Source organism: Shewanella sp. FeAMO (assembly GCF_053653955.1).
Map to the genome: position 1 here is coordinate 3572792 of NZ_CM132201.1, position 25149 is coordinate 3597940.

The 25149-nt window shown below is 53.6% G+C and carries 22 protein-coding genes; 6 read left to right on the forward strand and 16 right to left on the reverse strand.

Annotated elements, in window-relative coordinates; genetic code table 11:
• Nucleotides 1-9: 9 nt before the first annotated feature.
• From ACWAU4_RS16050 to rpoE, 3 genes are read right to left on the reverse strand one after another with little or no spacing between them, the layout of a single operon-like run.
• Nucleotides 10-942, reverse strand: a complete 933-nt coding sequence (locus ACWAU4_RS16050) for a MucB/RseB C-terminal domain-containing protein (RefSeq protein WP_025887844.1) — start codon at nt 940-942, stop codon at nt 10-12.
• A gap of 9 nt (nt 943-951) precedes the next feature.
• Complete coding sequence (locus ACWAU4_RS16055) at nt 952-1572, reverse strand: sigma-E factor negative regulatory protein (protein ID WP_159352951.1); 621 nt, start codon at nt 1570-1572, stop codon at nt 952-954.
• Between the two features lie 24 nt (nt 1573-1596).
• A complete protein-coding gene (gene rpoE / locus ACWAU4_RS16060; protein ID WP_025010551.1) occupies nt 1597-2175 on the reverse strand; it encodes an RNA polymerase sigma factor RpoE in 579 nt (192 codons plus the stop codon).
• Nucleotides 2176-2373: 198 nt separating this feature from the next.
• On the opposite strand from rpoE, the gene nadB reads away from it, so the two are divergent.
• The gene (nadB, locus tag ACWAU4_RS16065; RefSeq protein WP_025010550.1) at nt 2374-3984 is read left to right on the forward strand and encodes an L-aspartate oxidase; all 1611 of its coding nucleotides are present in this window, start codon (nt 2374-2376) and stop codon (nt 3982-3984) included.
• Nucleotides 3985-4001: 17 nt separating this feature from the next.
• Here the strand turns inward: nadB and ACWAU4_RS16070 are convergent, their stop codons facing one another.
• From ACWAU4_RS16070 to rppH, 10 genes are all read right to left on the reverse strand, one after another.
• The gene (locus ACWAU4_RS16070) at nt 4002-4424 is read right to left on the reverse strand and encodes a protein YgfX (protein ID WP_025010549.1); all 423 of its coding nucleotides are present in this window, start codon (nt 4422-4424) and stop codon (nt 4002-4004) included.
• Complete coding sequence (locus ACWAU4_RS16075; RefSeq protein ID WP_208126214.1) at nt 4405-4644, reverse strand: FAD assembly factor SdhE; 240 nt, start codon at nt 4642-4644, stop codon at nt 4405-4407. The genes ACWAU4_RS16070 and ACWAU4_RS16075 overlap by 20 nt, the downstream gene beginning before the upstream one ends.
• Before the next feature lie 98 nt (nt 4645-4742).
• Nucleotides 4743-5651, reverse strand: a complete 909-nt coding sequence (gene nhaR / locus ACWAU4_RS16080) for a transcriptional activator NhaR (protein ID WP_025010548.1) — start codon at nt 5649-5651, stop codon at nt 4743-4745.
• 16 nt (nt 5652-5667) lie between these two features.
• A complete protein-coding gene (locus ACWAU4_RS16085; protein WP_062793820.1) occupies nt 5668-6051 on the reverse strand; it encodes a hypothetical protein in 384 nt (127 codons plus the stop codon).
• Complete coding sequence (gene nhaA / locus ACWAU4_RS16090; protein ID WP_025010547.1) at nt 6048-7223, reverse strand: Na+/H+ antiporter NhaA; 1176 nt, start codon at nt 7221-7223, stop codon at nt 6048-6050. Before nhaA ends, ACWAU4_RS16085 begins: the two co-directional genes overlap by 4 nt.
• A gap of 116 nt (nt 7224-7339) precedes the next feature.
• Nucleotides 7340-8134 (reverse strand): thymidylate synthase, encoded by a 795-nt coding sequence (gene thyA / locus ACWAU4_RS16095; RefSeq protein WP_208124982.1) that lies wholly within the window; start codon nt 8132-8134, stop codon nt 7340-7342.
• Complete coding sequence (lgt, locus tag ACWAU4_RS16100; RefSeq protein WP_093982518.1) at nt 8134-8961, reverse strand: prolipoprotein diacylglyceryl transferase; 828 nt, start codon at nt 8959-8961, stop codon at nt 8134-8136. Before lgt ends, thyA begins: the two co-directional genes overlap by 1 nt.
• A 37-nt stretch (nt 8962-8998) precedes the next feature.
• Nucleotides 8999-9799, reverse strand: a complete 801-nt coding sequence (locus ACWAU4_RS16105) for a sulfite exporter TauE/SafE family protein (protein ID WP_208124983.1) — start codon at nt 9797-9799, stop codon at nt 8999-9001.
• A 49-nt stretch (nt 9800-9848) separates the two neighbouring features.
• Nucleotides 9849-12083, reverse strand: coding sequence for a phosphoenolpyruvate--protein phosphotransferase (ptsP, locus tag ACWAU4_RS16110; protein WP_025010543.1), 2235 nt, complete (start codon nt 12081-12083; stop codon nt 9849-9851).
• Between the two features lie 25 nt (nt 12084-12108).
• Nucleotides 12109-12633, reverse strand: a complete 525-nt coding sequence (rppH, locus tag ACWAU4_RS16115; RefSeq protein ID WP_045283530.1) for an RNA pyrophosphohydrolase — start codon at nt 12631-12633, stop codon at nt 12109-12111.
• 697 nt (nt 12634-13330) lie between these two features.
• Between rppH and mutH the strand changes: the two genes are divergently transcribed.
• Both mutH and ACWAU4_RS16125 read left to right on the forward strand, forming a co-directional pair.
• Nucleotides 13331-14005 (forward strand): DNA mismatch repair endonuclease MutH, encoded by a 675-nt coding sequence (gene mutH, locus ACWAU4_RS16120; RefSeq protein WP_190532863.1) that lies wholly within the window; start codon nt 13331-13333, stop codon nt 14003-14005.
• Nucleotides 14006-14128: 123 nt separating this feature from the next.
• Nucleotides 14129-15211, forward strand: a complete 1083-nt coding sequence (locus tag ACWAU4_RS16125; protein ID WP_025010540.1) for an adenylate/guanylate cyclase domain-containing protein — start codon at nt 14129-14131, stop codon at nt 15209-15211.
• Between the two features lie 51 nt (nt 15212-15262).
• Here the strand turns inward: ACWAU4_RS16125 and oxyR are convergent, their stop codons facing one another.
• The 3 genes from oxyR to ACWAU4_RS16140 form a co-directional block, all read right to left on the reverse strand.
• On the reverse strand, nt 15263-16171 hold the full coding sequence (gene oxyR / locus ACWAU4_RS16130) for a hydrogen peroxide-inducible genes transcriptional activator OxyR (protein WP_028779775.1): 909 nt from the start codon (nt 16169-16171) through the stop codon (nt 15263-15265).
• 258 nt (nt 16172-16429) lie between these two features.
• Entirely contained in the window at nt 16430-16795 is a 366-nt protein-coding gene (locus ACWAU4_RS16135) for an Hpt domain-containing protein (protein WP_025010539.1), read from the reverse strand.
• Between the two features lie 148 nt (nt 16796-16943).
• A complete protein-coding gene (locus ACWAU4_RS16140) occupies nt 16944-17864 on the reverse strand; it encodes a TIGR01212 family radical SAM protein (protein ID WP_025887834.1) in 921 nt (306 codons plus the stop codon).
• 500 nt (nt 17865-18364) lie between these two features.
• On the opposite strand from ACWAU4_RS16140, the gene gltB reads away from it, so the two are divergent.
• The 3 genes from gltB (at nt 18365) to ACWAU4_RS16155 (ending at nt 25137) form a co-directional block, all read left to right on the forward strand.
• Nucleotides 18365-22813 carry a glutamate synthase large subunit gene (gene gltB / locus ACWAU4_RS16145; RefSeq protein ID WP_101059494.1) on the forward strand — a complete coding sequence of 1483 codons (4449 nt, stop codon included), beginning with the start codon at nt 18365-18367 and terminating at the stop codon, nt 22811-22813.
• A gap of 6 nt (nt 22814-22819) precedes the next feature.
• Nucleotides 22820-24226 carry an FAD-dependent oxidoreductase gene (locus tag ACWAU4_RS16150; protein WP_208124984.1) on the forward strand — a complete coding sequence of 469 codons (1407 nt, stop codon included), beginning with the start codon at nt 22820-22822 and terminating at the stop codon, nt 24224-24226.
• A 218-nt stretch (nt 24227-24444) separates the two neighbouring features.
• Nucleotides 24445-25137, forward strand: a complete 693-nt coding sequence (locus ACWAU4_RS16155) for a 5'-methylthioadenosine/adenosylhomocysteine nucleosidase (RefSeq protein ID WP_045283528.1) — start codon at nt 24445-24447, stop codon at nt 25135-25137.
• The last annotated feature ends 12 nt before the right edge of the window (nt 25138-25149 follow it).

Here is a 25149-nt window from a genome sequence, read left to right on the forward strand (position 1 = left end):
ACCCTGTCCTCACTCCAGCCTTAGGCCCGAAGCGATACGGATAAGCGTTTGTGTCGGCACCTTACCGACTGCAACCACTTCCAGATTACCGACTCTGTCAGCCGCCATGGAAAGGCCATTACGGGTCATCAGTTCTTCCGGCATGGGCGCATCACCGGCGCGGGCAACATAGACAGAGATATTGCTGAGGCCATCGGTGAGGGCAATGTATTCCACCGGCTCATGACTGCCTATCAGGCGATGGTGATCGCGAACCACCACCTGAAAACCGGGCGGCAGCCAATCAAATTGCCAGTTCTGGCCATCTTCCCGCTCTGATGGATTCATCACCGCCGGCCATTCCTGCTTGTAGGCTTCCACCAGCAGAGGTGCGGTTTCCTGCAGTTCTATCAATTCAATGACCAACAACTGCTCCAACAACTGCTTGTCCTGATTCAGCATGTCATAGCGCAGCGGCAGAAAGGTTTCCATATCCATCCACACCTGGAAACCATAGCGATATTCATCATTGGGTAAAATGCGAACCATCTGTCCAGGACGTCCGGCAATACGACTGCGGCCACCCAGCACCAGTTGGTACCCGGCTTCGAGGTCGCCACTGTCACCGAAGAAGGCTGCCGGCATCACCCCTTGAATACGCTTGGCTTTGATGCTGTAGGCGGGCTGTTCGTGTTCGATAAAGGTCACTGTATTGCCGACACGAACGGCATTCTTTGGCGGACCATTGAGGTGTTCGAGAAAGGCCACTTCCTCGCCGTTGACTTTACCGTGCAGGTATACCAAAGGCCGAATATTATCGGCTTGAAGTTGGATGAGAGAAATCTTGTATTCTTTTTCGCGCAGAGCCTGACTCATTTTTTCAAGCCAGGCTTTGGCGGACATATCATCCTGCGCAAAGGCAGGTACTGCAAAGGCCAGAATGGCCAGGAGGAAAAGGCGCAAGAGATTTCCTTAACGATTCATAGGAACAGGAACGACCTCATTATTGTTATCCATAACCACACCGGCATTCAATCTCTGTTGCAACATATGATCCTGAATATAGCTGTTGATCCTGCGGCGTTGCTCAATCAACTGCTCATTGGTATAGCCCTGTGGCTGCTGAACCGGCCCGGTTTGCAGGCTAACGGGTGAGGCACTGCCCACCAAAGGACGGGTAATAAGCACAGGGGATGCAGGATCCTGGCTTTCAGGTGACTGGTTGTAATTCTGAACACCAACAATGGCAACCATGGCAACGGTGGCGGCAATCGCATACTGGCCAAACTGCTTGAACATGGGGATCACTCTAGCACCGCTGGCAACCTGACGCTGAGGCTCATCGGCCACAGATACCGGGGTTGAGCTGACAGGTGCGACAATCGCCGGCTCCTTGTCGATAGCGGCCGCAATACTGGCGGACAGATCCAAGGGGATAGCGGAAGGTAACTCGCCACGCATGGCATCACCGATAAGATGATAGTTACGCCACTTGTCGTGAGAAGCAGTGTCACCAGCCAGTTCTGCCAGCGTCTGAGCGTCGGTTTCGCCGTCCACTGCCGCAGAAACCCACTCCTGACCTAATTTATCCATTACTCACCTGTCTCTATTAAAGGATCATCTTTCCAGCAAAGGCTGGAGCTTCTTGTCTATGGCTTCCCGGGCACGAAAGATACGGGATCTCACAGTACCTACAGGGCAATCCATCACATTGGCAATATCCTCGTAGCTCATACCATCAAGCTCACGCAAGGAGATAGCCATCTTTAACTCTTCCGGCAGCGATTCGAGAGTGTCGAAGACAGTCTTCTTTATCTCGTCTGAAAGCATCAACCGCTCAGGAGAGGCGAACTCTTTCAGGGCATCACTGCCATCGTAAAATTCGGCTTCATCGGCATCAACATCGTTCGCAGGTGTTCTGCGCCCCTGTGACACCAGATGATTCTTGGCCGTATTTACTGCTATTCGGTACAACCAGGTATAAAAGGCACTCTCACCGCGGAAATTAGGTAACGCCCGATAAGCCTTGATAAAAGCCTCTTGCGCCACGTCTGCTACATCGGCCTGATTCCGTACATAACGGGATATCAGGTTGATGACCTTACTCTGGTACTTTTGCACCAGCAGGTTAAAAGCGTTTTTATCGCCACGTTGTACGCGCTCAACCAGTTGTTGATCACTTGTTTGTCCACTCATCCGAGCCGACTTCTCCCAAATCTTATAATGCTGATTTCTCAGTCGCTCGAATCATATTCACTTATGTAGACTAGCGTGCTTCGAAAAAGTTCTGATGTTTTGCAAAAAATGTACTGTGAATATCCTGAGCTGGGTTGTATCCATCCCTTGCGAGTTGGTTTACCATAACCGAACCCCAGTCACATCTCATGATACCCGATGAAACAAGTAGTTGAACACCAATCTGACGTCCTGGTCATAGGCAGTGGTGCAGCGGGCTTGACTCTCGCCCTTCACCTGGCTGAAAAAACCAAAGTCATTTTACTCTCCAAAGGTCCTCTCAACGAAGGCTCAACCTATTATGCCCAAGGGGGCATAGCCTCGGTTTTCGACGAGGAGGATACCATAGAATCCCATGTGGCCGACACCTTGGTCGCCGGCGCCGGACTCTGTGATGAAGCCGTGGTAACCTACACCGCCGAAAATGCCCGCGCCGCCATGCAATGGCTGATTGAATGCGGTGTTGCCTTCGATAAGGAAGAAAATCCCGATGGCAGCATCAATGACAGCGCCTACCATCTAACCCGCGAAGGCGGCCACAGCCACAGGCGTATTCTGCACGCCGCCGATGCCACCGGCAAAGAGGTACAGACCACACTGCAGGAGATGGCCCAGGCACACCCCAATATTCTGGTACTTGAGCGTTACAACGCCATAGATTTGATCACCACCCGTAAACTGGGCCGTCCGGGCAACCGGGTATTGGGCGCCTATGTCTGGAACCGTAACCTTGAGCAGGTTGAAACCATCAAGGCCAAGTTTGTCGCCCTGGCGACCGGCGGCAGTTCCAAGGTTTACCAGTACACCTCAAACCCGGATATCGCCAGTGGCGATGGTATTGCCATGGCCTGGCGTGCCGGTTGCCGGGTGGCCAACATGGAATTCAATCAGTTCCACCCGACCTGTCTATATCATTCAGATGCCCGCAATTTCCTGCTGACCGAAGCTTTGCGCGGTGAAGGCGCCTATCTGCGCCGTCCCGATGGCAGTCGCTTTATGCCTGACTTTGATGAACGCGCCGAACTGGCGCCCAGGGACATAGTGGCCAGGGCCATAGACTATGAAATGAAGCGCCTCGGTGCCGATTGCGTCTATCTGGATATCAGCCACAAGGACCCGGAATTTGTCATCAAGCATTTCCCTACCATTTACCAGCGCTGCCTGGACTTAGGGATAGATATCACCAAGGAACCTATCCCTGTGGTGCCTGCCGCTCACTATACCTGCGGCGGGGTAATGACAGATTTTCACGGTCAGACAGATCTCAATGGCCTCTATGCCATAGGTGAAGTGGCTTATACCGGACTGCATGGTGCCAACCGCCTGGCGAGTAACTCCTTGCTGGAGTGCCTGGTATTCGCCCGCGCCGCTTCGACCGATATTCAAAGCCAACTGGGTAAAATTGCCATGCCCGGCAATATCCCGGCCTGGGATGAAAGCCAAGTATGTAACTCGGATGAAGAAGTGGTTATTGCCCACAACTGGCATGAGCTGAGACTCTTTATGTGGGATTATGTCGGCATTGTGCGCTCAGACAAGCGTTTGGAGCGTGCCCTGCGCCGCTGCGCCATGCTGCAACAGGAGATCCAGGAGTATTACAGCAACTTCCACGTCAGCAACAACCTGCTGGAATTGCGGAACCTGGTGCAAGTGGCCGAGTTGATCATCCGCTGCGCTATGGCCCGCAAGGAAAGCCGCGGCCTGCACTGTAATATCGATCATCCGCAGAAACTGGAGAATCCGCAGCCGACCATTCTGCAACCTGAATAACTTGGGCAGGAATGAGTTCAGTTAGCGGACTTTGAGCGCTGCAACAATAGACGACACAGGTGACGATAGTCTGTGTCGTCAAACATATCGGCAAACAGCCAGCAACGCCCGTAGTTATCCTCCCCCTGATAGGTAAAAGTCACCACAAAGGGGCTGACCCAAGGTCTGCCACTAAGTTCGAAACTCGAACCGGGTTCGAACTGTCCTTCACCCAATTCATTAAGCCAGAAACAGAGTTGCCAGCAGCGCAAACGCCACAGCGCAAGGCCAAAGCCTGCCAGCATTAGCAGTAAACATAGGTATTTGAACAATAAATAGAAAGGATAATCCAGCGCCGGCCAGGCAAGAAAGCTGCTCAGGCAAATAGCAGCCAGCACCGTCAGACTCAGATACTGGCTGAAGGAAGAACTGAGTTGAAACCTATGGCGCTGCCCGGCCACGAACGCGCACTACCATCTGTGCCAGTTGCGGATCCTGACATTGCTCATGCCCCATAAACCAGGCAAAGAGCTCAGGATCTTCACACTCAAGCAGACGAACAAACAAGGCCTTATCCTCAGGGCTCAGAGTCTCGTAATGCTGTTCCACAAAGGGTTGAAACAGTACATCAAGCTCCAGCATACCACGGCGACATGCCCACTTAACCCTGGGGGTACTCATCAAGTCAGACACCTATCATGCTCCAATCAAGAATTTTGTCGCAAGTTTACATTCTGGCGTCTGCGCTGTCGAATATCCGCCTTAATCATCCACCCGTATCAGAACTGCTGCACCTGAAGGTCACGACCGGCAAACAAGTCACCAAAATCGGTTTCCAGCAAGCGCTGCACCGCCGGATGCTGGATCATCCGTTCGGCGAACATCACATGATATTCCTCTTTGATCTCCATGGTTTCACCGAGCAGACGTATGTTGTGCTCGAGAATATCTTGCTGATAGATGGAGGGGGCGACAAATATCCCCTTACGGAAATAGCCAAAGGCCTTCATCATAGCCGCATCGTCGAACTCACCGAGAATCTTGACATTAAGGCGTTTCTCATCAAACCAGCGATAGAGTTGCTGGCCCAGAGAAGTACGCCGACTGGGGATCAGCAAGGGCCCCTCTTCCAGACACTCGGGAAAGCCACTTTTAAACTCCTGCGCCGAGAAAAAGGCAATACCGCACTCCCCCAACTTCTTGGAGAGAATTTCCGGATACTTGAGAGACTCACCGGCGCAGTCCGACAGTATCATATCCAGTTTATGCTCCCTGAGCCTGGCCATCAGGCTCTCGTGGGTTGCCTCATAACAGGCCAGGTGCATGGAACTGTTGGCCGGGATCACCGACATCAGCACCCGACTGGCCAACGCCTTGGAGAGAGCATCGGCAATACCCACCTCAAACAGGATGGATTCATCCTTGCGATAGTTGAGCACATCAAGCATCTCATAAGAGAGGCTGAACATTTTGTCGGCGTAACGAAACACCAGCTCGCCCAATTCAGTAGGGGCTAGGTTGCGCCCCACCCGCTTGAACAGACTCCCCTTGAGCCTTTCTTCCAGCGTCCTTATCTGGCCGGTAATGGTTTGGGGAGTTAAACAGAGTGTCTCGGCAGCCTTGGTCACTGAGCCTTGCTTATGCACCATCCAAAAGTAATACAGGTGGTTGTAGTTCAAATGAGACATAGGCTGCCCCGACTCCTTACTTCAAACGCTGACAGTCCAGCAAATTATTTACGGCAAGTTGTAGCGTCTCTATATCCTTGACCTCGCCGCTTTCAAAGGCTTCGCTGATACCCTGTACCAGTTGATCCCGATCCGGGATCCTGTCCAGGCAATACTTGCGATTGGCTTCCTGAAAGCGCTTTCCTCCCCGATACTTAAGGGCGCGGGCTTCATAGCCGTTGCTGTCCAGGCGAGCGCCTACCGCTTGTGGCTTATACATGAGGGCACCATCAACAACGCCTTCGAGGTAACTCTGACACAGGGCTGCTTCCTTGTCTGCAATACAGGCTTCTATCTGTGACGCCTGAGCCAAAGGGGCTAAGCCCGCCAGAATGAGTCCGGCCATTATGCTTGTTTTCATTCCTTTTCTCCTTTTTCAGGTAACACTTTTGACAGCCAGAAATAGCCCACGACTGCCGCCAACATAGATCCGATCAGGATCCCCAACCTGGCCAAATCGCTATAGACAACGCCACCATGCTCAAATGCCAGAGAGGCAATAAACATCGACATGGTAAATCCTATACCGCACATCACAGCCACAGGCATGATATGGCGCCAGGCAATGCCCTCAGGCAACTCAGCCAGACGCAACTTAACCGCAATAAAACTGAACAACACCACACCAATCGGCTTACCGAGCAACAGACCCAATGCAATACCCAGAGGTACAGGCGATACCAGGCTTTCCAGCGACATGCCCCCCAAGGCTACCCCGGCGTTGGCAAAAGCGAATACCGGCAGGATCAGGAAGGTGCTCCAGGGGTGCAGTGCATGCTCCAGGTGCTCGGACGGTGAACCACCTTGCTTGTCGCGCAGCGGAATACAGAAGGCGATGATCACCCCGGCCAAAGTGGCATGAACCCCGGACTTGAGTACGGCGACCCAGAGAATGGCCCCCAGTACGCCATAGGCTCCAAGCGCGGTCACACCGCGGCGGTTCAAGGTAACCAAACCTATGACGGCAGCGGCGGCAATCAAGAGGCTGATCATGGATAGATCACTGCTATAGAACAGCGCAATAATAACGATTACACCCAGGTCATCTATGATTGCCAGCGCCAGCAAAAACACCTTGAGCGCCACGGGAACCCGGTTGCCCAAAAGTGCCATGATCCCCAGTGCAAAGGCGATATCAGTCGCGGCCGGAATCGCCCAGCCCCCCTGAGTCACAGGATCATTGGCATTGAACAGCAGATAGATAGCGGCCGGAACAACCATGCCACCTATAGCGGCAAAGGTTGGCAAAGATGCCTTGGAAACACTGGACAGCGCCCCCTCCAGCAGCTCACGTTTGACTTCCAGACCAATCAACAGAAAGAACAGCGCCATCAGACCATCGTTGATCCACAGCAGCAAGGGCTTGTTGATATCCAGGGCCCCGAGACGCAACTGCATCGGGGTATCCAGAAAACCTTGATAGAGGCCGGAAAGCGGTGAATTAGCCAGGACCATAGCCAAAGCTACAGCAATCAATAACAAAATACCGCCGGCAGATTCCTGGCTCAGGAAATTCCGAAGTGCCTTTTCCATACTAAACTCCCAAAAACATAATTGATTTGAGTGTAGTAGATGGATTTAAGTAAGTATAATCGAAAGTTTCTGAGGAATACCTCGAGATATACGAAGTATTCCACGAAAAACCCGGTTTAGATAGCGACAGGCGCCTTAATATGAGGATGAGGTTCGTAACCGGACAACTCGAAATCTTCGAATCGGTAGTCAAAAATTGACTCGGGTTTGCGGGTTATATTCATTTGCGGCAAAGGCTTGGGCTCACGGCTGAGTTGCAGCGCTGTTTGCTCCATATGATTGGAGTAAAGGTGGGTATCACCGCCGGTCCAAACAAAATCGCCCAATTCGAGATCACACTGCTGCGCTACCATCATGGTCAACAAGGCGTAGCTGGCGATATTGAACGGCAGTCCCAGGAATACATCACAGCTGCGCTGATACAGCTGACAGGACAACTTGCCATCGGCTACATAAAACTGGAAGAAGGCATGACAAGGTGCCAGCGCCATCTTGTCGAGCTCGGAGACATTCCAGGCCGAGACAATCAAACGTCTGGAGTCAGGTTGCGCCTTGATCTGCTCTATCACCTGAGTGATCTGATCGATATGACCACCATCGGGCGTTGGCCAACTGCGCCACTGAGCGCCGTAAACCGGCCCCAGATTACCGGCCTCATCGGCCCACTCATCCCAAATCGTCACTTTGTTTTCACGCAGATAGGCAACATTAGTGTCCCCTTTCAGGAACCAAAGCAGCTCATGGATGATGGAGCGCAGATGGCACTTCTTGGTGGTCACCAAGGGGAACCCCTTACTAAGGTCAAAACGCATCTGGTAGCCAAATACAGAGCGGGTTCCCGTGCCGGTACGGTCACTCTTGTCGGTACCGGAATCTAAAATATGTTGCATTAAATCAAGATATTGCTGCATTACTGCTTGTCCTTCACCACGCCGGCCTGCGGCGCATTACGCATTAACAGATAGAGTCCAAAGAGGATCATGGGCACTGACAGTATCTGTCCCATGGTCAAAAAGCCCAAATAAAGCCCGAGTTGGGCATCCGGCTGTCTGACCGTTTCCACTATGCAGCGGAAGATACCATAGCCGAGCAAAAACATCCCGGACACGGCTCCTGTCTTGGGACTGCGTCTGCTGAACCATTGCAGCAAAATAAACAGCGCTACCCCTTCAAGGGCAAATTGATACAGCTGCGAAGGGTGACGAGGCTCGGGGCCACCTGAAGGAAACACCATGGCCCAAGGTACATCTGTGACTCGGCCCCAAAGCTCGCCATTGATAAAGTTACCAAGACGCCCAGCGCCCAGGCCAATGGGCACCACGGGTGCCACCATATCCGCCACCGCGAAGAAGCTGCGCTTCTGTTTCCAGGCGATGTAGAGCATGGCAAGAATAACCCCCATCAAGCCGCCGTGGAAGGACATGCCGCCTTCACTGATCTTGAATAGGTACAAGGGGTCGGCAATAAAGTAATCCAGATGGTAGAAGAGCACATAACCTATGCGGCCCCCCAGGATCACCCCGAGAAAAGCGTAAAACAGCAGATCCGATACCTGTTCGCGGCTCCATAACCCTTTGGATCTGTCAGCCATACGGTTGAGCAGTATCATAGCGGCCAAAAAGCCCAGCAGGTACATGAAGCCATACCAACGCAAAGCCGGTTCAAAAGTCTGGCCGAACAGCTCAAAGGGGCCAAAAGAGACGATCACAGGATCAATATTGGGAAATTCTAAAGCCATAACAGAAAGACGATTCCTAAATTAACTACGGCGCAGATCAGGCCAGAATAAGTTTAAGACCCACAACAACCAATAAAAGTGCAAATATTTTCTTCAGTACCGGCGTCGGCAAAGTGCTGGCCGCTTTTACACCCACAGGCGCCACCAACATTGAGGAGGCAATAATGCCCACCAAAGCCGGCAGGTAAACGTATCCCAGAGTGCCGCTTGGCATATCCGGGGCATTCCAGCCTGCGATAACATACCCTAAACTCCCCCAAAGGGCGATGATAAGGCCGGTAGCCGATGAAAAACCCACCGCCTGACGCATCTGCAGCCCACACCAGGTGAGGAAAGGCACCAAAAGCACCCCACCACCAATGCCCATCAAGGCGGCAATAATGGCAATAATCGCCGAGACTATGAGTAAAACGGGAAATGGCGGCAAGCCCTCTTTCGCCGATGGACGAAAAGGGAATGCCATCTGGACGGCCATTAATATTACAAATACGGCAAAGGCGCGGCGCAGATCATCGGCCGGGATCAATTCAGCGATAAACCCCGAACACAAGGCCCCCAGCGCCAGACCAGGCAACATGGATTTAAACAGTGGCCAGGGAATATTGCCGTGGCTGTGATGGGCGCGGGCCGATGAAAAAGAGGTCAAAATGATGGCCGCCAACGAAGTGGCAATGGCAACATGGGGCAACTGCGCGGCGGGAACTCCCACCTTGGGTAAAATATACAACAGCGCCGGCACCACAATAAGACCACCGCCTATCCCCAACAAGCCGGCCATAAAGCCGACAAAGGCCCCCAACGCCAGACAAACACCGAATACCCAGAGAAATGTGTCCACAGAGGTTCCTTAATTCTTGTTGTTATTCCATACACCCGCCACGGCAGGTTCAATTGAGAATGGCCGCCAGCTCTCTTTGCCCCAAATAATCGTGCACCAGTTGCCGCACTTCACTGCCGCTCCTGAGTGTCAGCGCCTCGGCCAACAACTGCTCGAGTTCACTGCTGCGCACTCGCCGCAGCAGATAATTGATCCTGGCCAAACTCCCCTGGTTCATACTCAGGCGGTTATAGCCCATGGCGACAAGCAGCAAAGCGCCGCCGGGTTCACCGGCCAATTCGCCACAGACACTGGCACCTAGGCCATATTGACGGCAGGTCTCCCGCGCCTGTTTCAGTGAACGCAATATTCCAGGATGATAGCTGTCAAACAGGGCGCTGACCCTGGGGTTGTTGCGATCTACCGCCAACAGATATTGGGTCAGGTCGTTGCTGCCGACGGAAACAAAATCAACACGCTTGGCGACTTCATCCAGTTGAAACAGCAGCGCCGGCACCTCCAGCATAATGCCGATCTTGGGTCTTTTCAGCTCAGGGTTCACATCCGACTTAAGCTCGGAATAAGCCTGTTCGATATATTCCAGCGATTGATCTATCTCATCGAGATTACTGACCATGGGCAGCAAAATATGCAGCTGCTCGCCGCTGCCGCTGGCCTGGAGCATGGCGCGAATTTGCACCAGAAACAGCTCGGGATGGTCCAGCGACAAGCGAATGCCACGCCAGCCCAAAAATGGGTTTTCCTCCTTGATGGGGAAATAAGGCAAGGGTTTGTCTCCGCCCACATCCAGGGTGCGCATCACCACGGGCCGACCGGACGCCGCCTCCAGCACCTGGCGATACACCTTTACCTGCTCAGACTCGCTGGGAAAGCGCTGTTGCAACATGAAGGGGATTTCGGTGCGATACAACCCAATACCATCGGCGCCTTCGGCGATTTCCGAGGCCAAACCGCTTAGCAATCCGGCGTTCATGTAAAGGTGAATACGCTTGCCATCGACCGTCTCGGCCGGCAGGTTCAGCTCTCTGGCGTATTGCCGCTGCAACGCTCTCTCGGCAGACAATAAACTGCGGTACTCACCGACCACGGCCGGAGACGGTGACACCATCAGCTGACCGCGAGTGGCATTGAGTACCAAAAGCTTCTTGTCGATATCGGCAGCCAAGACCTGATCGACCCCTGTGATGGCCGGCACACCCAGTGCCCGAGCCAGAATAGCGGCATGGGAGTTGACCCCGCCAAGCTCTGTCACTATCCCGGCCAACTTTTGCCGCGGAAACTCGGCCAACAAGGTAGTATCCGCCTCACGGGTCACCAGAATAACCGGCTTATCGGCATTGAGCTCCAACCGTTCCGGCTCAATCAACTGGCGCAGCACCTTCTGCCCCAGGTCACGGATATCGCTGGCCCGCTCTTTGAGATAGGGGTCTTCCATCGCCATAAACTGGGTGATGTAACGCAAAGACACGCGACTGACCGCCGACTCGGCGCACCAACCCGCAAGCACCTCATCGCGATATTCGCCCCCAAGGCTGGCCTCTTCCAACAAGAGTTGCAGCGCCGAGAAGATAGACACCACCTCTTCATCCTGCTCACGGTCAAAACGCTGTGCCAGGGTACTCAGGGTGTTACGGCAACGCTCGATTGCTGTCTTGAGGCGCTCAAGCTCATTGGGGATATCTGCTGCGGTTTGATCCGGCTGCTCCAGTGATATCTGCCCGCCCAGCACCAAAGCATGGGCAATGGCGATACCATTGGAGGCCGGCGTGCCCTGAAACAGGATTTGCAGCTGATCTTCCTTGACGCTGGCTTTTTGTTTGAGGCCGCGAATGGCCATGGCCAACTGCGCCGCCAGCGTCATTAGAAAGGCTTCTTCCCCTTCACTGAACTGACGGGCACTGGGCTGCTGCACCACTATGACGCCAAGCAACTGTTTCTGATAGATAATGGGCGCGGCGAGAAAGGCGCGATATTCCTCTTCGGCCACTTCGGGAAAGAGTTTGAATCTGGGATGGGCTCTGGCATCAGCAAGGTTGATAGCTTCTTCACGCTCGGCAACCAGGCCTACCAGACCTTCGGTCAACGGCATGCGAACCCGGCCGACGGCACTGGGTTCCAAGCCATCTGTGGCGGAGAGGACCAACTCATTTTTATCCAGAATATAGATAGAACAACACTGAGTGCTCATGGCGGCCTTTATCTGGCCGACCAATAGCTCAAGGGCAGCCTCAAGATCCCTTGCGGCCGCAACTGCCTGAGTAATATCCCTGAGCGTGTTTAACACCTGTTCCCCCTTTCGATATCAAACCTCAGCCTACTGCTCTTTGTCGTCCCCGTCGGCGAGAAGGCTCCCGTGTCTGCAATGCCAGAGCCGTGGTGGCGAACTCTTTCATGACCTTACGGTAGACGTCACGTTTAAAAGATACGACCTGACGCACAGGGTACCAATAACTTACCCAGCGCCAGTCATCGAACTCAGGATGGCCGGACGAATTCAAGTTGACGGCACTGTCCTGACTCTTGAGCTGGAGCAAAAACCATTTCTGCTTTTGGCCGATACAGACAGGCTTGCTGTCCTGGCGCACCAAACGCTTTGGCAATCTGTATCGCAACCAGGAGCGGGTGGATGTCAGTATCTGCACATGTTCCGGCCTGAGCCCTACTTCTTCATACAGCTCTCGATACATGGCATCTTCAGCGGATTCACCGTCATCCAATCCCCCTTGGGGAAACTGCCAGGAGTGCTGACCGAAACGCCTGGCCCACATTACTTGGCCAAATCTGTTACAGATAATGATGCCCACATTTGCGCGAAAACCGTCGCTGTCAATCACATGGACTCCGAAAAAGCGATAAATTTCAATGATTCGATTGTTTCACAATCCCACGTCGGCAGCAATTCTCTATTTACGGCTTTTTCTCTGGATAAGCAAATGGAGTTTTCCACTTTATCAACAACTGCTCTGCCATGTTTGAGTGGATATCCACAAAAACTGTGGATATCTCTGTTTGAAACTCGACTGAGCTTCTGGAAACGCTGTTTTTTGCAACCTTTACAGTCTAAGCCCAAAAGTAAGAATCAAAACAAAATCACCTTAAATACAAACAGATAGAAATATAAAAAAGAAAGCAATCAACAGCAACCCTATCAACAGAGCACTTTTTAACCAACGAGTAATCAGAACCGACTTGCGGGCAATATCACAAAACTTTATTCACACCCCATGGACAAAAACTCGGCTTAAAGGTCCAAAATGGTGCCAAAACCCGGTTGACACTCACCATTATTTGCTTTATTGAAGCCAAAAATACTTAGTTATCCCAAAATGCTGTGGATAAGTTTGTTGGCAACACAGGGGAAATCGGCGAGTAACTCAGGAAAACCATTATTCGGCGGTCAACCAAAAACACTTTATCCAATAAAAACATTAAGATACAAACTTGCACACAGGGGATTGGCTTGGTTTGCACAGTGGCGGTCGGTTTTTGTACAACCTTGTTATCCAGTGCCGCTCAGGTAAAATCAGCGCCATGAAAACCAATATCATGCCGCCAAGCTCATTGGCACAACTACTGCAGCGCGCTGACGATATCGCCGGGCTGACGCTGGGACAGCTCGCCGAATCCTTAGGGGTAGCCGTGCCCAGAGACTTTCGCCGCGACAAAGGTTGGACCGGACAACTGCTGGAACTGGCATTGGGGGCGACAGCGGGCTCCAAACCTGAGCAAGACTTCCTGCATCTTGGGGTAGAGCTTAAGAGTATCCCGATAGATGAGCGCGGCATGCCGCTGGAAACCACCTATGTTTGTGTCGCGCCGCTGACCAATATCTCAGGACTGCGCTGGGAACAGAGTCTGGTGTATCACAAGTTGCAGCGGGTACTGTGGATCCCGGTTCAGGGAGACAGAGAACTTTCCCCAGGTGTTCGACGTATCGGCTCACCGCTGCTGTGGGAACCCAGCACCAAGGAAGACAGGCTATTGCGCCAGGACTGGGAAGAGATCATGGAGCTTATCAGTATGGGTAAAGTCAGCAAGATCACCGCCAGGCACGGTGAAGTATTGCAGCTCAGACCCAAGGCGGCCAACAGCAAAGTGTTGACCGAAAGTATTGCCGAAGACGGCAGTATCCAGATGACAAACCCAAGGGGCTTTTATCTCAAGACCCAGTTCACTAAAGGACTACTTGAGCGCTTTTTTGGCTGATATCGACTCTAATCCGCACTTGCCTTGATTAAGATCACAATTACCACTGGAAATCAGAGGGGTATATTCTATAAACTAGCGCATCCTGAGAAGGCCCCTTAAATTTAGGATAGATTTCACCTCGTGAGAGCGCGTCGCCAGGCCAAAAAGCTTCTGTTTGCCATTATGGCATGGACGGGAGCCATGGCAGCTTTTGTATTTTTTCGCTATGCCCAAACCACTGAGCTGCCTCAGTGGGCTGTCGGCTCGGCGGATCTCGCGACCCTGGCCGCCTACATGGGAGTAATTTTCGGCAGTCTGCATTGGATGTCGAACCTGATAGCCGATTTCAGTGCCATCAATCGCCTGCCCTACGTCTTTTCCGTCATCTTCAAAGGGCTGTTTCTGCTCTTGGGCGCCACCACTTTGGCTTATATGACCCAGTACCTCAATATGTGGGCCATAGAGAACCATATGGCGACCTTGAGGCAGATGCTGACTGTGCATATCCTCTATAGCCCCTCATTCCAGGCGCTAATCATCTATCTGGTGGTCGTACGGGTCGGGCTCGCCTTTATCGAACAGATGGCCCTGCTGGTGGGGCCCAGGATCCTGTTGAATATAGGTCTGGGTAAGTATCATAAGCCCAGATACGAGCAGCGACTGTTCCTCTATCTCGATATGGTGGCTTCCACCACCCACGCCGAATCTCTGGGGGATTACCGCTTCAGTCGACTGATCCAGGACAGCTTCAGCTTACTTTCCGACACAGTCACCAACAATGATGCCGAGATCTATCGTTACATGGGTGACGCTGTGCTCATTCACTGGCCATTGGAAGACGGCATCATCAACGACAGATGCATGAACATCTACTTTGAATTCAGCCAGCAGCTCAATTGGCAGCGACGCTATTTTGAAGAGCATTACGGCTTTGTCCCCAAATTCAAGGCGGCGGCCCACTGCGGCCAAGTGGTTGCAGCCGTGGTCGGGGTGCAAAAGCAGGAGATCAGTTTCTTCAGCGACGTGCTCAATACCCTGGCGAGACTGCAGGATCAGTGTAATCCCTTAGGACAAAGGATGCTGCTCTCCGGCGCGCTGGTAGCGAGGCTGGAAAACGACGACAGTGAGTATCAGCTCACCAATCTGGGACCGGTCAAGCTCAAGGGAAAACAACACTCCATTGAAGTTTTCGGGGTTAAGCCCAAACAAGGTAATCAGTCATAAAAAACGGCCCATCAAAGGGCCGTTTTTTATTGATATGGATTGAATCCAAGCCTAAACCTGCTGCTGCAGCAGCTGCTGGATCTCCAACCCCAAAGTTCTGAAGGTCAGGATCCGGCTGGTTGTCTGACGCCACACCAAGCCTATCTCACGAAATGGTGCCTCCCCTGGAGGGCTCATCACCGCAAGATCCGTGTCTTTCAATATCCCTGCATCTATCGCCATCTGTGGCAGGAAAGTCGTGCCCAGTTTACTGTTCACCATCTGTACCAAGGTATGCAAACTGGTGGCGGCAAAAGGATTGACCTTGGCGCTGTCACCCAACTGGCAGGCACTGATGGCATGACCGGTAATGCAGTGCTCACTCTGCAACAGAAAAATACTCTCATCCGGCAGCGCCTGATAGTCCACCGGTTCATGAATGTCGGCAGACAAGTCCTTGTGCACCACCATCTTGAAAGGGTCAATACCCACCTTCATGCTGTGATAGCCGGAAGTATCGGCCGGCAGAGCCAACAACAACAGATCCAACTCGCCCTTACCCAAGGCAGTCAACAAACGCTCTGTGGTGTCCTCTTTGAGCAGCAGACTCAGATCCGGATAAGACTTCTGGCACTGCTTAACTACACGGCTCAGCAGGAACGGGGCAATGGTGGGAATACAGCCAAGCCGAATCTCCCCTGTCATGGGGGCGCCTTGGTTCTTCACCAGCTCCACCAGATCGTCGACATCGGTCAGAATCTTCAGCGAACGCTGCACCACTTCTTCACCAATAGCGGTAAACATAAAGGACTTGTGGTCCCGCTCGATCAGCTGATAGCCCAACTGCTCTTCCAGATTCTGGATCCCGCTGGAGAGTGTCGATTGGCTCACATGGCACACCTTGGCCGCCCGGTTGAAGTTCTGCTCCTGATGCAGATTCACCAGATAATAGAGGTTTTTCAAACTGGGTAAGTGTTTCATTTTGTCGATTACCAATTGAGTAATGCATTAGAAAGTTCTATCTAATCTAACACAAAAAGTCTGCCGAGCAGCAGTATCAAATCAGGAGTGTGACCGAGGCGATAAATCATCCAGGTAAGAAATCTATCACTGAAGCGGAAATAGCAGAAAACCCAAGCCTTGACGGCTAAGGTTCAGGTAATAGAAAAGGGGTAGTGGCGGGAGTTTCTGAGTACCTTGGCAGCGCCGGAGCTTCTCTCCGGCACCCAAGGCCGGAATTTATGCTTTGGCTTCGAGGAAAGACTTAAGTTGCTGCAGATCTTCACCGGCATGTTCAACAATGATTGTCAGCCACTCTTTGTGCCCGGCTTCCCATTCTGCTTCTTCACCGTGTTGCAGTTGCTGTGCTGTCTGTTGGATCCGTTTCAATCCTACAGAGCCGGCAGCACCTTTGAACTTGTGAGCCTCGGCACACAGGGTATCCTTGTCTCCGGCCGCCTCGGCCTTTTGCAGGTTCGCGACATACTCTGGCAGCAACTGTTCAAATAACACCACACTCTTGAGTAAGGTGCCGGCACCTATAGCACTACAGTACTGCTCCAGGGTATTGAGATCTAAGATAGTATCCAGTTCAGTTGTGGCCATGAAGGCGCTCCTCGAATGTGTCAGATTTACCACATCATACCCGCTAAAATTGCAGGTGCAACTTATAGGCGTCAAACGGGTCAAAACTTTCTTGCATTTAACATTAGTGATACAAAAAGCGAGAACAACTCATACAAAAGTTTATAGGCTATTGATTTAAATTGATTAACCCAGAGCCCTGCCCGCCCTTGGCCGCCAACTCATCCACCAGTGCTACCAAACCTATCCAGCGCTGAGCGCACCAATCCGGCGCCAGCAACACGGGACGACTGGCATAGGCGGTCACCCGATGAAACACTATCTCTTTTGGCGTATGACGGATCAACTGCGCCGCACTGATAACATACTCCTCCAGTGTCGGCGGCTGCAACCTGCCCGCTTCCCAGGCCTTGGCCATGGTACTGCCGGCCACTATATGCAGGGGGTGCAGTTTAAGACCATCCACTCCAGAGTCCAAAACCGCATCCAGAGTTTGTAGATGCTCCGTCATACCTTCTCCCGGGAGTCCGAGGATCAGATGAGTACACACCTTGAGTCCGCGACTACGGGCTCGTAAGACGGCGTCCTGATAGACGGCAAAGTCATGGCCACGGTTAATCCGTTTGAGCGTGGCATCGTGAGCACTCTGTAAACCCAGCTCCAACCAGACTTCACTGCCGTTTTGTTGATATTGCGCCAGCAGATCAAGCACTCTATCCGGTACGCAATCCGGGCGGGTACCGACACACAAACCCACTACCTGCTCGCTCTGCAGCGCCTCATCGTATTTACGCTTGAGCTCGGCATACTCTTCATAGGTACTGGTATAAGCCTGGAAGTAAGCCAAAAACCGCGAAGCCTTTGCCTGCATCTTCTGTTTGCCGGCCTCGAGCTGAGCCGCAATCGACAAGTCGGTTCCATGTTCATGACTGAAGGATGCGACATTACAGAAAGTGCAACCACCGCGCCCCAGAGTTCCGTCGCGATTGGGACAGGTAAAACGCGCATCCAGAGTCAGCTTTTGTAACCGTTGACCAAATTGTTGCCGGCAGTATTGACCAAAGGTAGTGACAAAGTCGTCCAGTCCCATTTGCTTCTCTCAAAAAAGTCGCCAGTCTAACGACTCCTGTTCAGGGCCGCTCTGCTCCAGGTCAATTTATGTCACAAATGACTGCTGCTTTTGCTGGTGATCGATGACCAATTCGATTGGATACAACCCGATCCAGCTCACACTTTTGTGAATATTTAGTCACTCCAGGCAATTTTTTAACGCAAGAGACAATCAGGCTGGAAATCAGTTTTTCTTCTGCAAGGATAATTCGAGGCTATTTGTTAAAATTAAGTGAACACCAAATCACCCCAAAGTAGATTTTCTTTTCATTCATAGTGTTATACAGCTCAATTTTCAGTTTACGTTAACGTAATGCAATTAGAGATTCTGTATGAAACACCCCAAATATCATCAAATATATGCAATATTTAGGTTTGACCTTTAGCAAGTCTCAGGATAATTTGGATGGTTCGGGTGCATATCTATAGAGTTTGGTACTCTCTCCCGAGTAGTAATAGTGATGTTAAGGGAGGTTTTGTATGAGCTTGTATCATCCCAGTTTCGAGCGGGATAACTGTGGTTTTGGATTGATAGCCCAGATGGATGGCGAAGCCAGCCATCGCATTGTTCGCACGGCAATCCATGGCCTCGACCGCATGAAACATCGTGGTGGTATTGCAGCTGACGGACGCACTGGCGACGGTTGCGGTTTGCTGATGCAAATGCCCACAGGATTCTTTGAGGCCATTGCGGCCGAGCAGGGCTGGCATCTCAGCCGTAAGTTCGCCGTTGGCATGCTGTTTTTAAACCAGGACGAAACCCTGGCAGCCGAAGCCAGAATATTGCTTGAGCGGGAACTGGAGAAAGAGACCCTGAGTATTGCCGGCTGGCGTCCGGTTCCGGTTAACCCGGAAGTGCTCGGCGAGATAGGCAAGTCCAGTTTGCCGCAAATTTGGCAAGTGCTCATCAATGCTCCCATTGGCTGGCGTGAAAAAGATCTGGAGCGGCGCCTCTATATGGCTCGGCGCCGCCTCGAGCAGCAATTGACCCAGGATAAAGACTTCTATGTAGCCAGCCTTTCCGGCCAGGTCATTGTCTACAAAGGCTTGATGATGCCGGCCGATCTGCCGGCCTTTTATCCGGATCTGGCCGATATTAGGCTGCAAAGCTCTATCTGCCTGTTCCACCAGCGCTTCTCGACCAACACCTCACCCAAGTGGCCACTGGCACAGCCGTTCCGTTTTCTGGCCCACAATGGCGAGATCAATACCATCACGGGTAACCGCCAATGGGCTCGGGCGCGGGCTTACAAGTTCAACTCACCGCTGCTGCCTGACTTGCAGCAGGCCGCCCCGTTTGTCAATGAAACCGGCTCAGATTCGTCGTCACTGGACAATATGCTGGAGATGCTGCTGGCCGGCGGCATGGACCTGTACCGCGCCATGCGTTTGCTTATCCCGCCTGCATGGCAGAGTAACCCCGAGATGGATGAAGAGCTCAAGGCCTTCTATGACTTTAACTCCATGCACATGGAGCCTTGGGATGGCCCGGCCGGGATAGTCATGACCAACGGTCGCCACGCCGCCTGCGCGGTTGATCGCAACGGGCTGCGGCCATCACGCTATGTGATCACCAAAGACAGAATTCTCACTCTGGCCTCGGAAGTGGGTATCTGGGACTATGGCCCGGATGAAGTGATTGAAAAAGGCCGGGTCGGCCCGGGTGAACTTTTGGTGCTCGACACCCTCAGCGGCCGTCTTTATCAGTCATTCGAAATCGATAACGACCTCAAACGTCGTCACCCCTATAAGGAGTGGATGGCAAAGAATAGTCAGACTCTGGTGCCGGCTGAGCAACTGTCGCCGCAGGATCAGGGCGTCAGTGAATTCAACCAGGGCACTTTGCTGCAGTACCAGAAGCTGTTCGGCTACAGCCGAGAAGAGCTTGAGCAAGTGATCTGGGTACTGGCCAGCAAAGGCGAAGAAGCCACCGGCTCCATGGGCGACGACACCCCGATGGCAGTGCTGTCGAAGAAACAGCGCTCGCTGTATGACTATTTCCGGCAAAAGTTTGCCCAGGTCACCAACCCGCCAATCGATCCGCTACGGGAGAAACATGTGATGTCGCTGGCCACCTGTATCGGCCGCGAGCAGAACCTGTTTAACGAAACCACAGGACACGCCTATCGGGTGATGTTTAATTCGCCTATCTTGCTGTTCAGTGACTTCAACCAACTGCTGAGTCTGGACAGCACTTATTACCGTGCCAACAAGGTTGACCTTAACTATCCGGCCTCCGAAGGCCTGAGTCAGGCAATCAAACGGATCACGGATGAAGCCGAGCGCCTGGCACGCACCGGCACCACCCTGATAGTGCTCTCGGATCGCGCCGTCAGCAAAGATACCCTGGTCATTCCGGCCGCCATGGCGGTAGGTTCAGTGCAACAGATGCTGGTGAACAAGAGCCTGCGCTGTGACACCAACATCATAGTGGAAACAGCCTCGGCCCGGGATCCGCACCATTTCGCGGTACTGCTGGGCTTTGGCGCTACGGCCATTTACCCCTATCTGGTGTACGAGTCCATTGCCGAACTCGCCAAGCGCCATCAGGCCGAGGATATCGTTAATCTGATGCTCAACTTCCGCTACGGCATTGAGAAGGGGCTGCGCAAGATCATGTCCAAGATGGGGATCAGCACAGTCGCCTCCTATCGCTGCAGCCAGCAGTTTGAGGCCATAGGCCTGGCCGACGAGGTCATAAAACAATGCTTCAACGGCGTGGTCAGCCGTATTCAGGGTGTGGGTTTCGATGGCATAGAAGCCGATCAGCAACTGCTGAGTCAGGCGGCCTTCCGCCCCCATGTGCCGCTGCCGCAGGGCGGTTTGCTCAAGTACGTTGAGGGCGGCGAGTACCACTGCTTCAACCCGGATGTGGTCAACACCCTGCAACAAGCTCTGAAAGAGGTGGATTACCCGCTCTATAAACGGTTTGCCGAGTTGGTAGACCAAAGGCCGGTCGCCACCTTGAGGGATCTGCTGAGCGTCAAACAGCAGCACGAGAGCATAGCGCTCAAGGATGTGGAAGGGGCCAAGACACTCTTCCCCAGATTCGACAGCGCCGCCATGAGTATCGGCGCCCTGAGCCCGGAAGCTCACGAAGCGCTGGCCATCGCCATGAACCGTCTCGGCGGCCGCTCAAACTCAGGCGAAGGCGGCGAAGATGCCCGCCGATTCAACAGCGAACGCAATTCGGCCATCAAGCAGATAGCCTCTGGCCGCTTTGGGGTCACCGCCCATTATCTGATTAACGCCGAAGTGTTGCAGATAAAGGTCGCCCAGGGCGCCAAGCCCGGTGAAGGCGGTCAGCTGCCCGGTCATAAGGTCAGTGTTGAAATCGCAGGCCTCAGGCACGCCCGCCCGGGCGTGACACTGATATCACCGCCGCCTCACCACGATATTTACTCCATCGAGGATTTGGCGCAGCTGATCTTCGACCTCAAGCAGATAAACCCCAAGGCGCTTATCTCGGTCAAGCTGGTCTCTGAGCCGGGCGTTGGCACCATAGCCACAGGGGTCGCCAAGGCCTATGCCGATATGATTACCGTTTCCGGCTACGATGGTGGCACAGGCGCCAGCCCGCTGACTTCGGTCAAGTATGCCGGCAGCCCTTGGGAGCTTGGCCTTGCCGAAGTTCACCAGTCTCTGGTGGCCAATGGTCTGCGACATAAAATACGCCTGCAGGTGGATGGTGGTCTCAAGACTGGCACAGATGTTATCAAGGCAGCCTTACTGGGTGCCGAGAGCTTCGGCTTTGGCACTGTGCCCATGATAGCGCTCGGCTGCAAATACCTGCGTATCTGCCACCTCAACAACTGTGCCACCGGGGTCGCCACTCAGGACAAGACCTTGAGAGACAAGCACTATCATGGCTTGCCCGAGCGAGTGATGACTTACTTTGAGTTTGTCGCCGAAGAGGTGCGTGAATGGATGGCCAAGCTGGGGGTCAGTGAGTTTGAACAATTGGTAGGGCGCAGCGATTGGCTGCAGGCCATCGAAGGCCAGACCGCCAAGCAGCAGGGACTGGATCTGAACCCTATCCTGTTCAAACCCGAAGTATTGCCAAGCACCAGTCTGACCTGGAAAGAGACCAATACGCCGGCAGATCCCGGCAGCCTGAACCAGGAACTGCTGGCCAAGTGCGCCGAGCACGTCACCAAGGGCGAAGGTTTCGATGTCTGCTTCCCCATCAATAATACCGACCGCTCGGTAGGCGCCGCGCTTTCGGGCCATATCGCGGCAACCTGGGGCGTAAAAGGCTGTCCCAAGCCGATAAGGCTCAGCTTCAACGGCAGCGCCGGTCAGAGTTTCGGGGTCTGGAACAGCCCTGGACTCGAGCTGTCACTGTGCGGCGACGCCAACGACTATGTGGGTAAAGGTATGTCCGGCGGCAAAATCGCCATCTATCCGCCGCTCGGCAGCGCCTTCCAATCCGAGCGCAGCGCCATTGTCGGTAATACCTGCCTCTATGGTGCCACCGGCGGCAAACTGTTTGCGGCGGGACGGGCTGGTGAGCGTTTCGCGGTCAGAAATTCAGGAGCGCTGGCGGTAGTTGAAGGGGTCGGTGACAACGGCTGTGAATATATGACAGGCGGCATAGTGGTGGTGCTGGGTACCACGGGCGTCAACTTTGGCGCCGGTATGACCGGCGGTTTCGCCTATGTGTTCGACCAATTCGGCCGCTTCAACCGTAGGGTCAATACCGAACTGGTCGACACCCTCAAGCTGGAGTCGCCGATTCATCAGCAACACCTCAAAGGGCTGATAGAGCAGCATGTGGCCGAGACCGGCAGTGAACACGCCAGTGCCATTCTCAGTGAGTTTGAAAACTGGCTCGATTGTTTTGTCCTGGTCAAGCCCAAGAATATTCAGGTTTCGGATCTGCTCAAACTGGAACAACCGAGCCCGGAACTGGCCGTAAAAGCGGGGTAAGCGAGCATGAGTAACGATTTTCAGTTTATCGAAGTGGGTCGTATCGACCCGATCAAGCAGGCTATCTCACGCCGCAAGACAGAGTTTATTGAGATTTACCAACCCTTTGCCCAGGCGCAGGTCGACCAGCAGGCAGACCGCTGCCTGGACTGTGGTAACCCTTACTGCGAGTGGAAATGCCCGCTGCACAACTATATCCCCAACTGGCTCAAGCTGGCCAAACAGGGACGTATCCGGGAAGCGGCAGACCTGGTGCATGAAACCAATACCCTGCCGGAGGTCTGCGGCCGAGTCTGCCCGCAGGACAGGCTATGTGAAGGCGCCTGTACCCTGAATGATGATTTCGGCGCCGTCACCATAGGCAATGTGGAAAAATACATCACGGATACCGCCATCGCCCAAGGCTGGCGCCCGGACATGAGCCAGGTGACGCCCAGAAGCGAGCGGGTCGCCATCATAGGCGCGGGGCCGGCCGGTCTTGGCTGCGCCGATATCCTGGCCCGCAACGGAGTCAAGGCGGTGGTCTTTGACAAGTACCCTCAGATAGGCGGCCTGCTGACCTATGGTATTCCCGCCTTTAAGCTCGACAAGTCAGTGATGGCTACCCGCCGCAGCGTGATGGAAGGCATGGGGATAGAGTTCCGCCTCGGCGTCACAGTCGGCCAGGATATTCCCTTTGCCGAGTTGCTGGCCAACTTCGATGCCGTGTTCCTCGGCATGGGTACCTATAACGCCATGCAGGCGGGCCTGCCCGGTGAAGAGGCCGAAGGGGTTATTCAGGCCCTGCCCTACCTGATTGCCAACACCCGAGAGTTAATGGGGCAAGCCGATCCGGCGCAGCCCTATATCGACCTCAAGGGCAAGAAGGTAGTAGTACTCGGCGGCGGTGATACCGCCATGGACTGTGTGCGCACGGCGGTGCGCCAAGGCGCCGAATCTGTTATCTGTGCCTATCGCCGCGACGAGGAGAATATGCCGGGTTCGCGCCGTGAGGTGCAAAATGCCCGCGAAGAAGGGGTCGAGTTCCTGTTTAATCGCCAGCCGGTGGCGATTGCTACAGACGATGGCAAGGTCAAGGGAGTCGAATTTGTTGAAACCGCGCTAGGCAACGCCGATGCCAGTGGTCGTCGGCGTCCTGAGGCCATCCCGGGCAGCGACCAGCTGCTGGACGCCGACGCCGTGATTGTAGCCTTCGGTTTCCAACCCAGCCCGGCGCCCTGGTTTGCCGAGTTTGATATCGCCCTGGATCAATGGGGCCGGGTAAAAGCCGAGAAAGAAGCGGCCAATCCGTTCCAAACCAGCAATCCTAAAGTGTTTGCCGGTGGTGACATGGTCAGGGGTTCAGATCTGGTGGTCACCGCCATCGCCGAAGGACGTGATGCGGCGCTTGGGATACTCAACTTCCTCAGCTGACAACTCAACACTTTGAGCGCATCCGGGAACCCACCTCCCGGGTGCGCTTTTTTTCATCTGTTCTACACTCCGGGAATAGCGCAGCCAAAGCCGTTTATTACATGCGGCCTGACTTCAGCGACCAGGCTGTCACCGGCTGACTTATTCGCACCATCCTTGGCTTGTGCTATATTAAGCCGCCCTCAGGCTCACTCAAGACATTTAAAGAAGGTTAAGCCATGAAAATCGGTATTATCGGCGCCATGGAGCCGGAAGTTGCTCACCTGATTGCCTCTTTGGAAAACCCACAGCACAGCAAGGTTGCCGGCATTGAATTTGTCAGCGGCACTCTGGTTGGCAAAGAAGTCATAGTTACCCGCTCCGGCATAGGCAAGGTTGCCGCCAGCATAGCGACCAGTCTGTTGATTGAAAAGTTCGCCCCGGATGCGGTCATCAATACCGGCTCGGCCGGTGGATTTGTCGATGCGCTGCAGATAGGTGACATAGTGATTTCCGATGAAGTCCGCTACCACGATGTCGATGTCACCGCCTTTGGCTATGAGATGGGCCAGATGGCGCAGCAACCGGCAGCCTTTATTCCTGATCACAAGCTGATGCTGGCGGCCAAACAGGCTATCGCAGGTTTGGGAGAGGTCAAAGCCATTGAAGGCCTTATCTGCACAGGTGACAGCTTTATTTGCGATCCCGAGCGCACCGCCGTCATGCTGAAGCATTTCCCCACCATGGCCGCCTGTGAAATGGAAGGCGCGGCCATTGCTCAGGTGTGTCATCAGTTCGGCGTGCCCTTTGTGGTGATCCGCTCTCTGTCCGATAATGCCAACAACGACTCTCCGGTCGACTTTGATGCCTATCTGGTCAAGGCGGGGCATCACTCGGCCCTCATGGTCATAGGCATGCTGCATCACCTTTAGTTAAGGAGCACC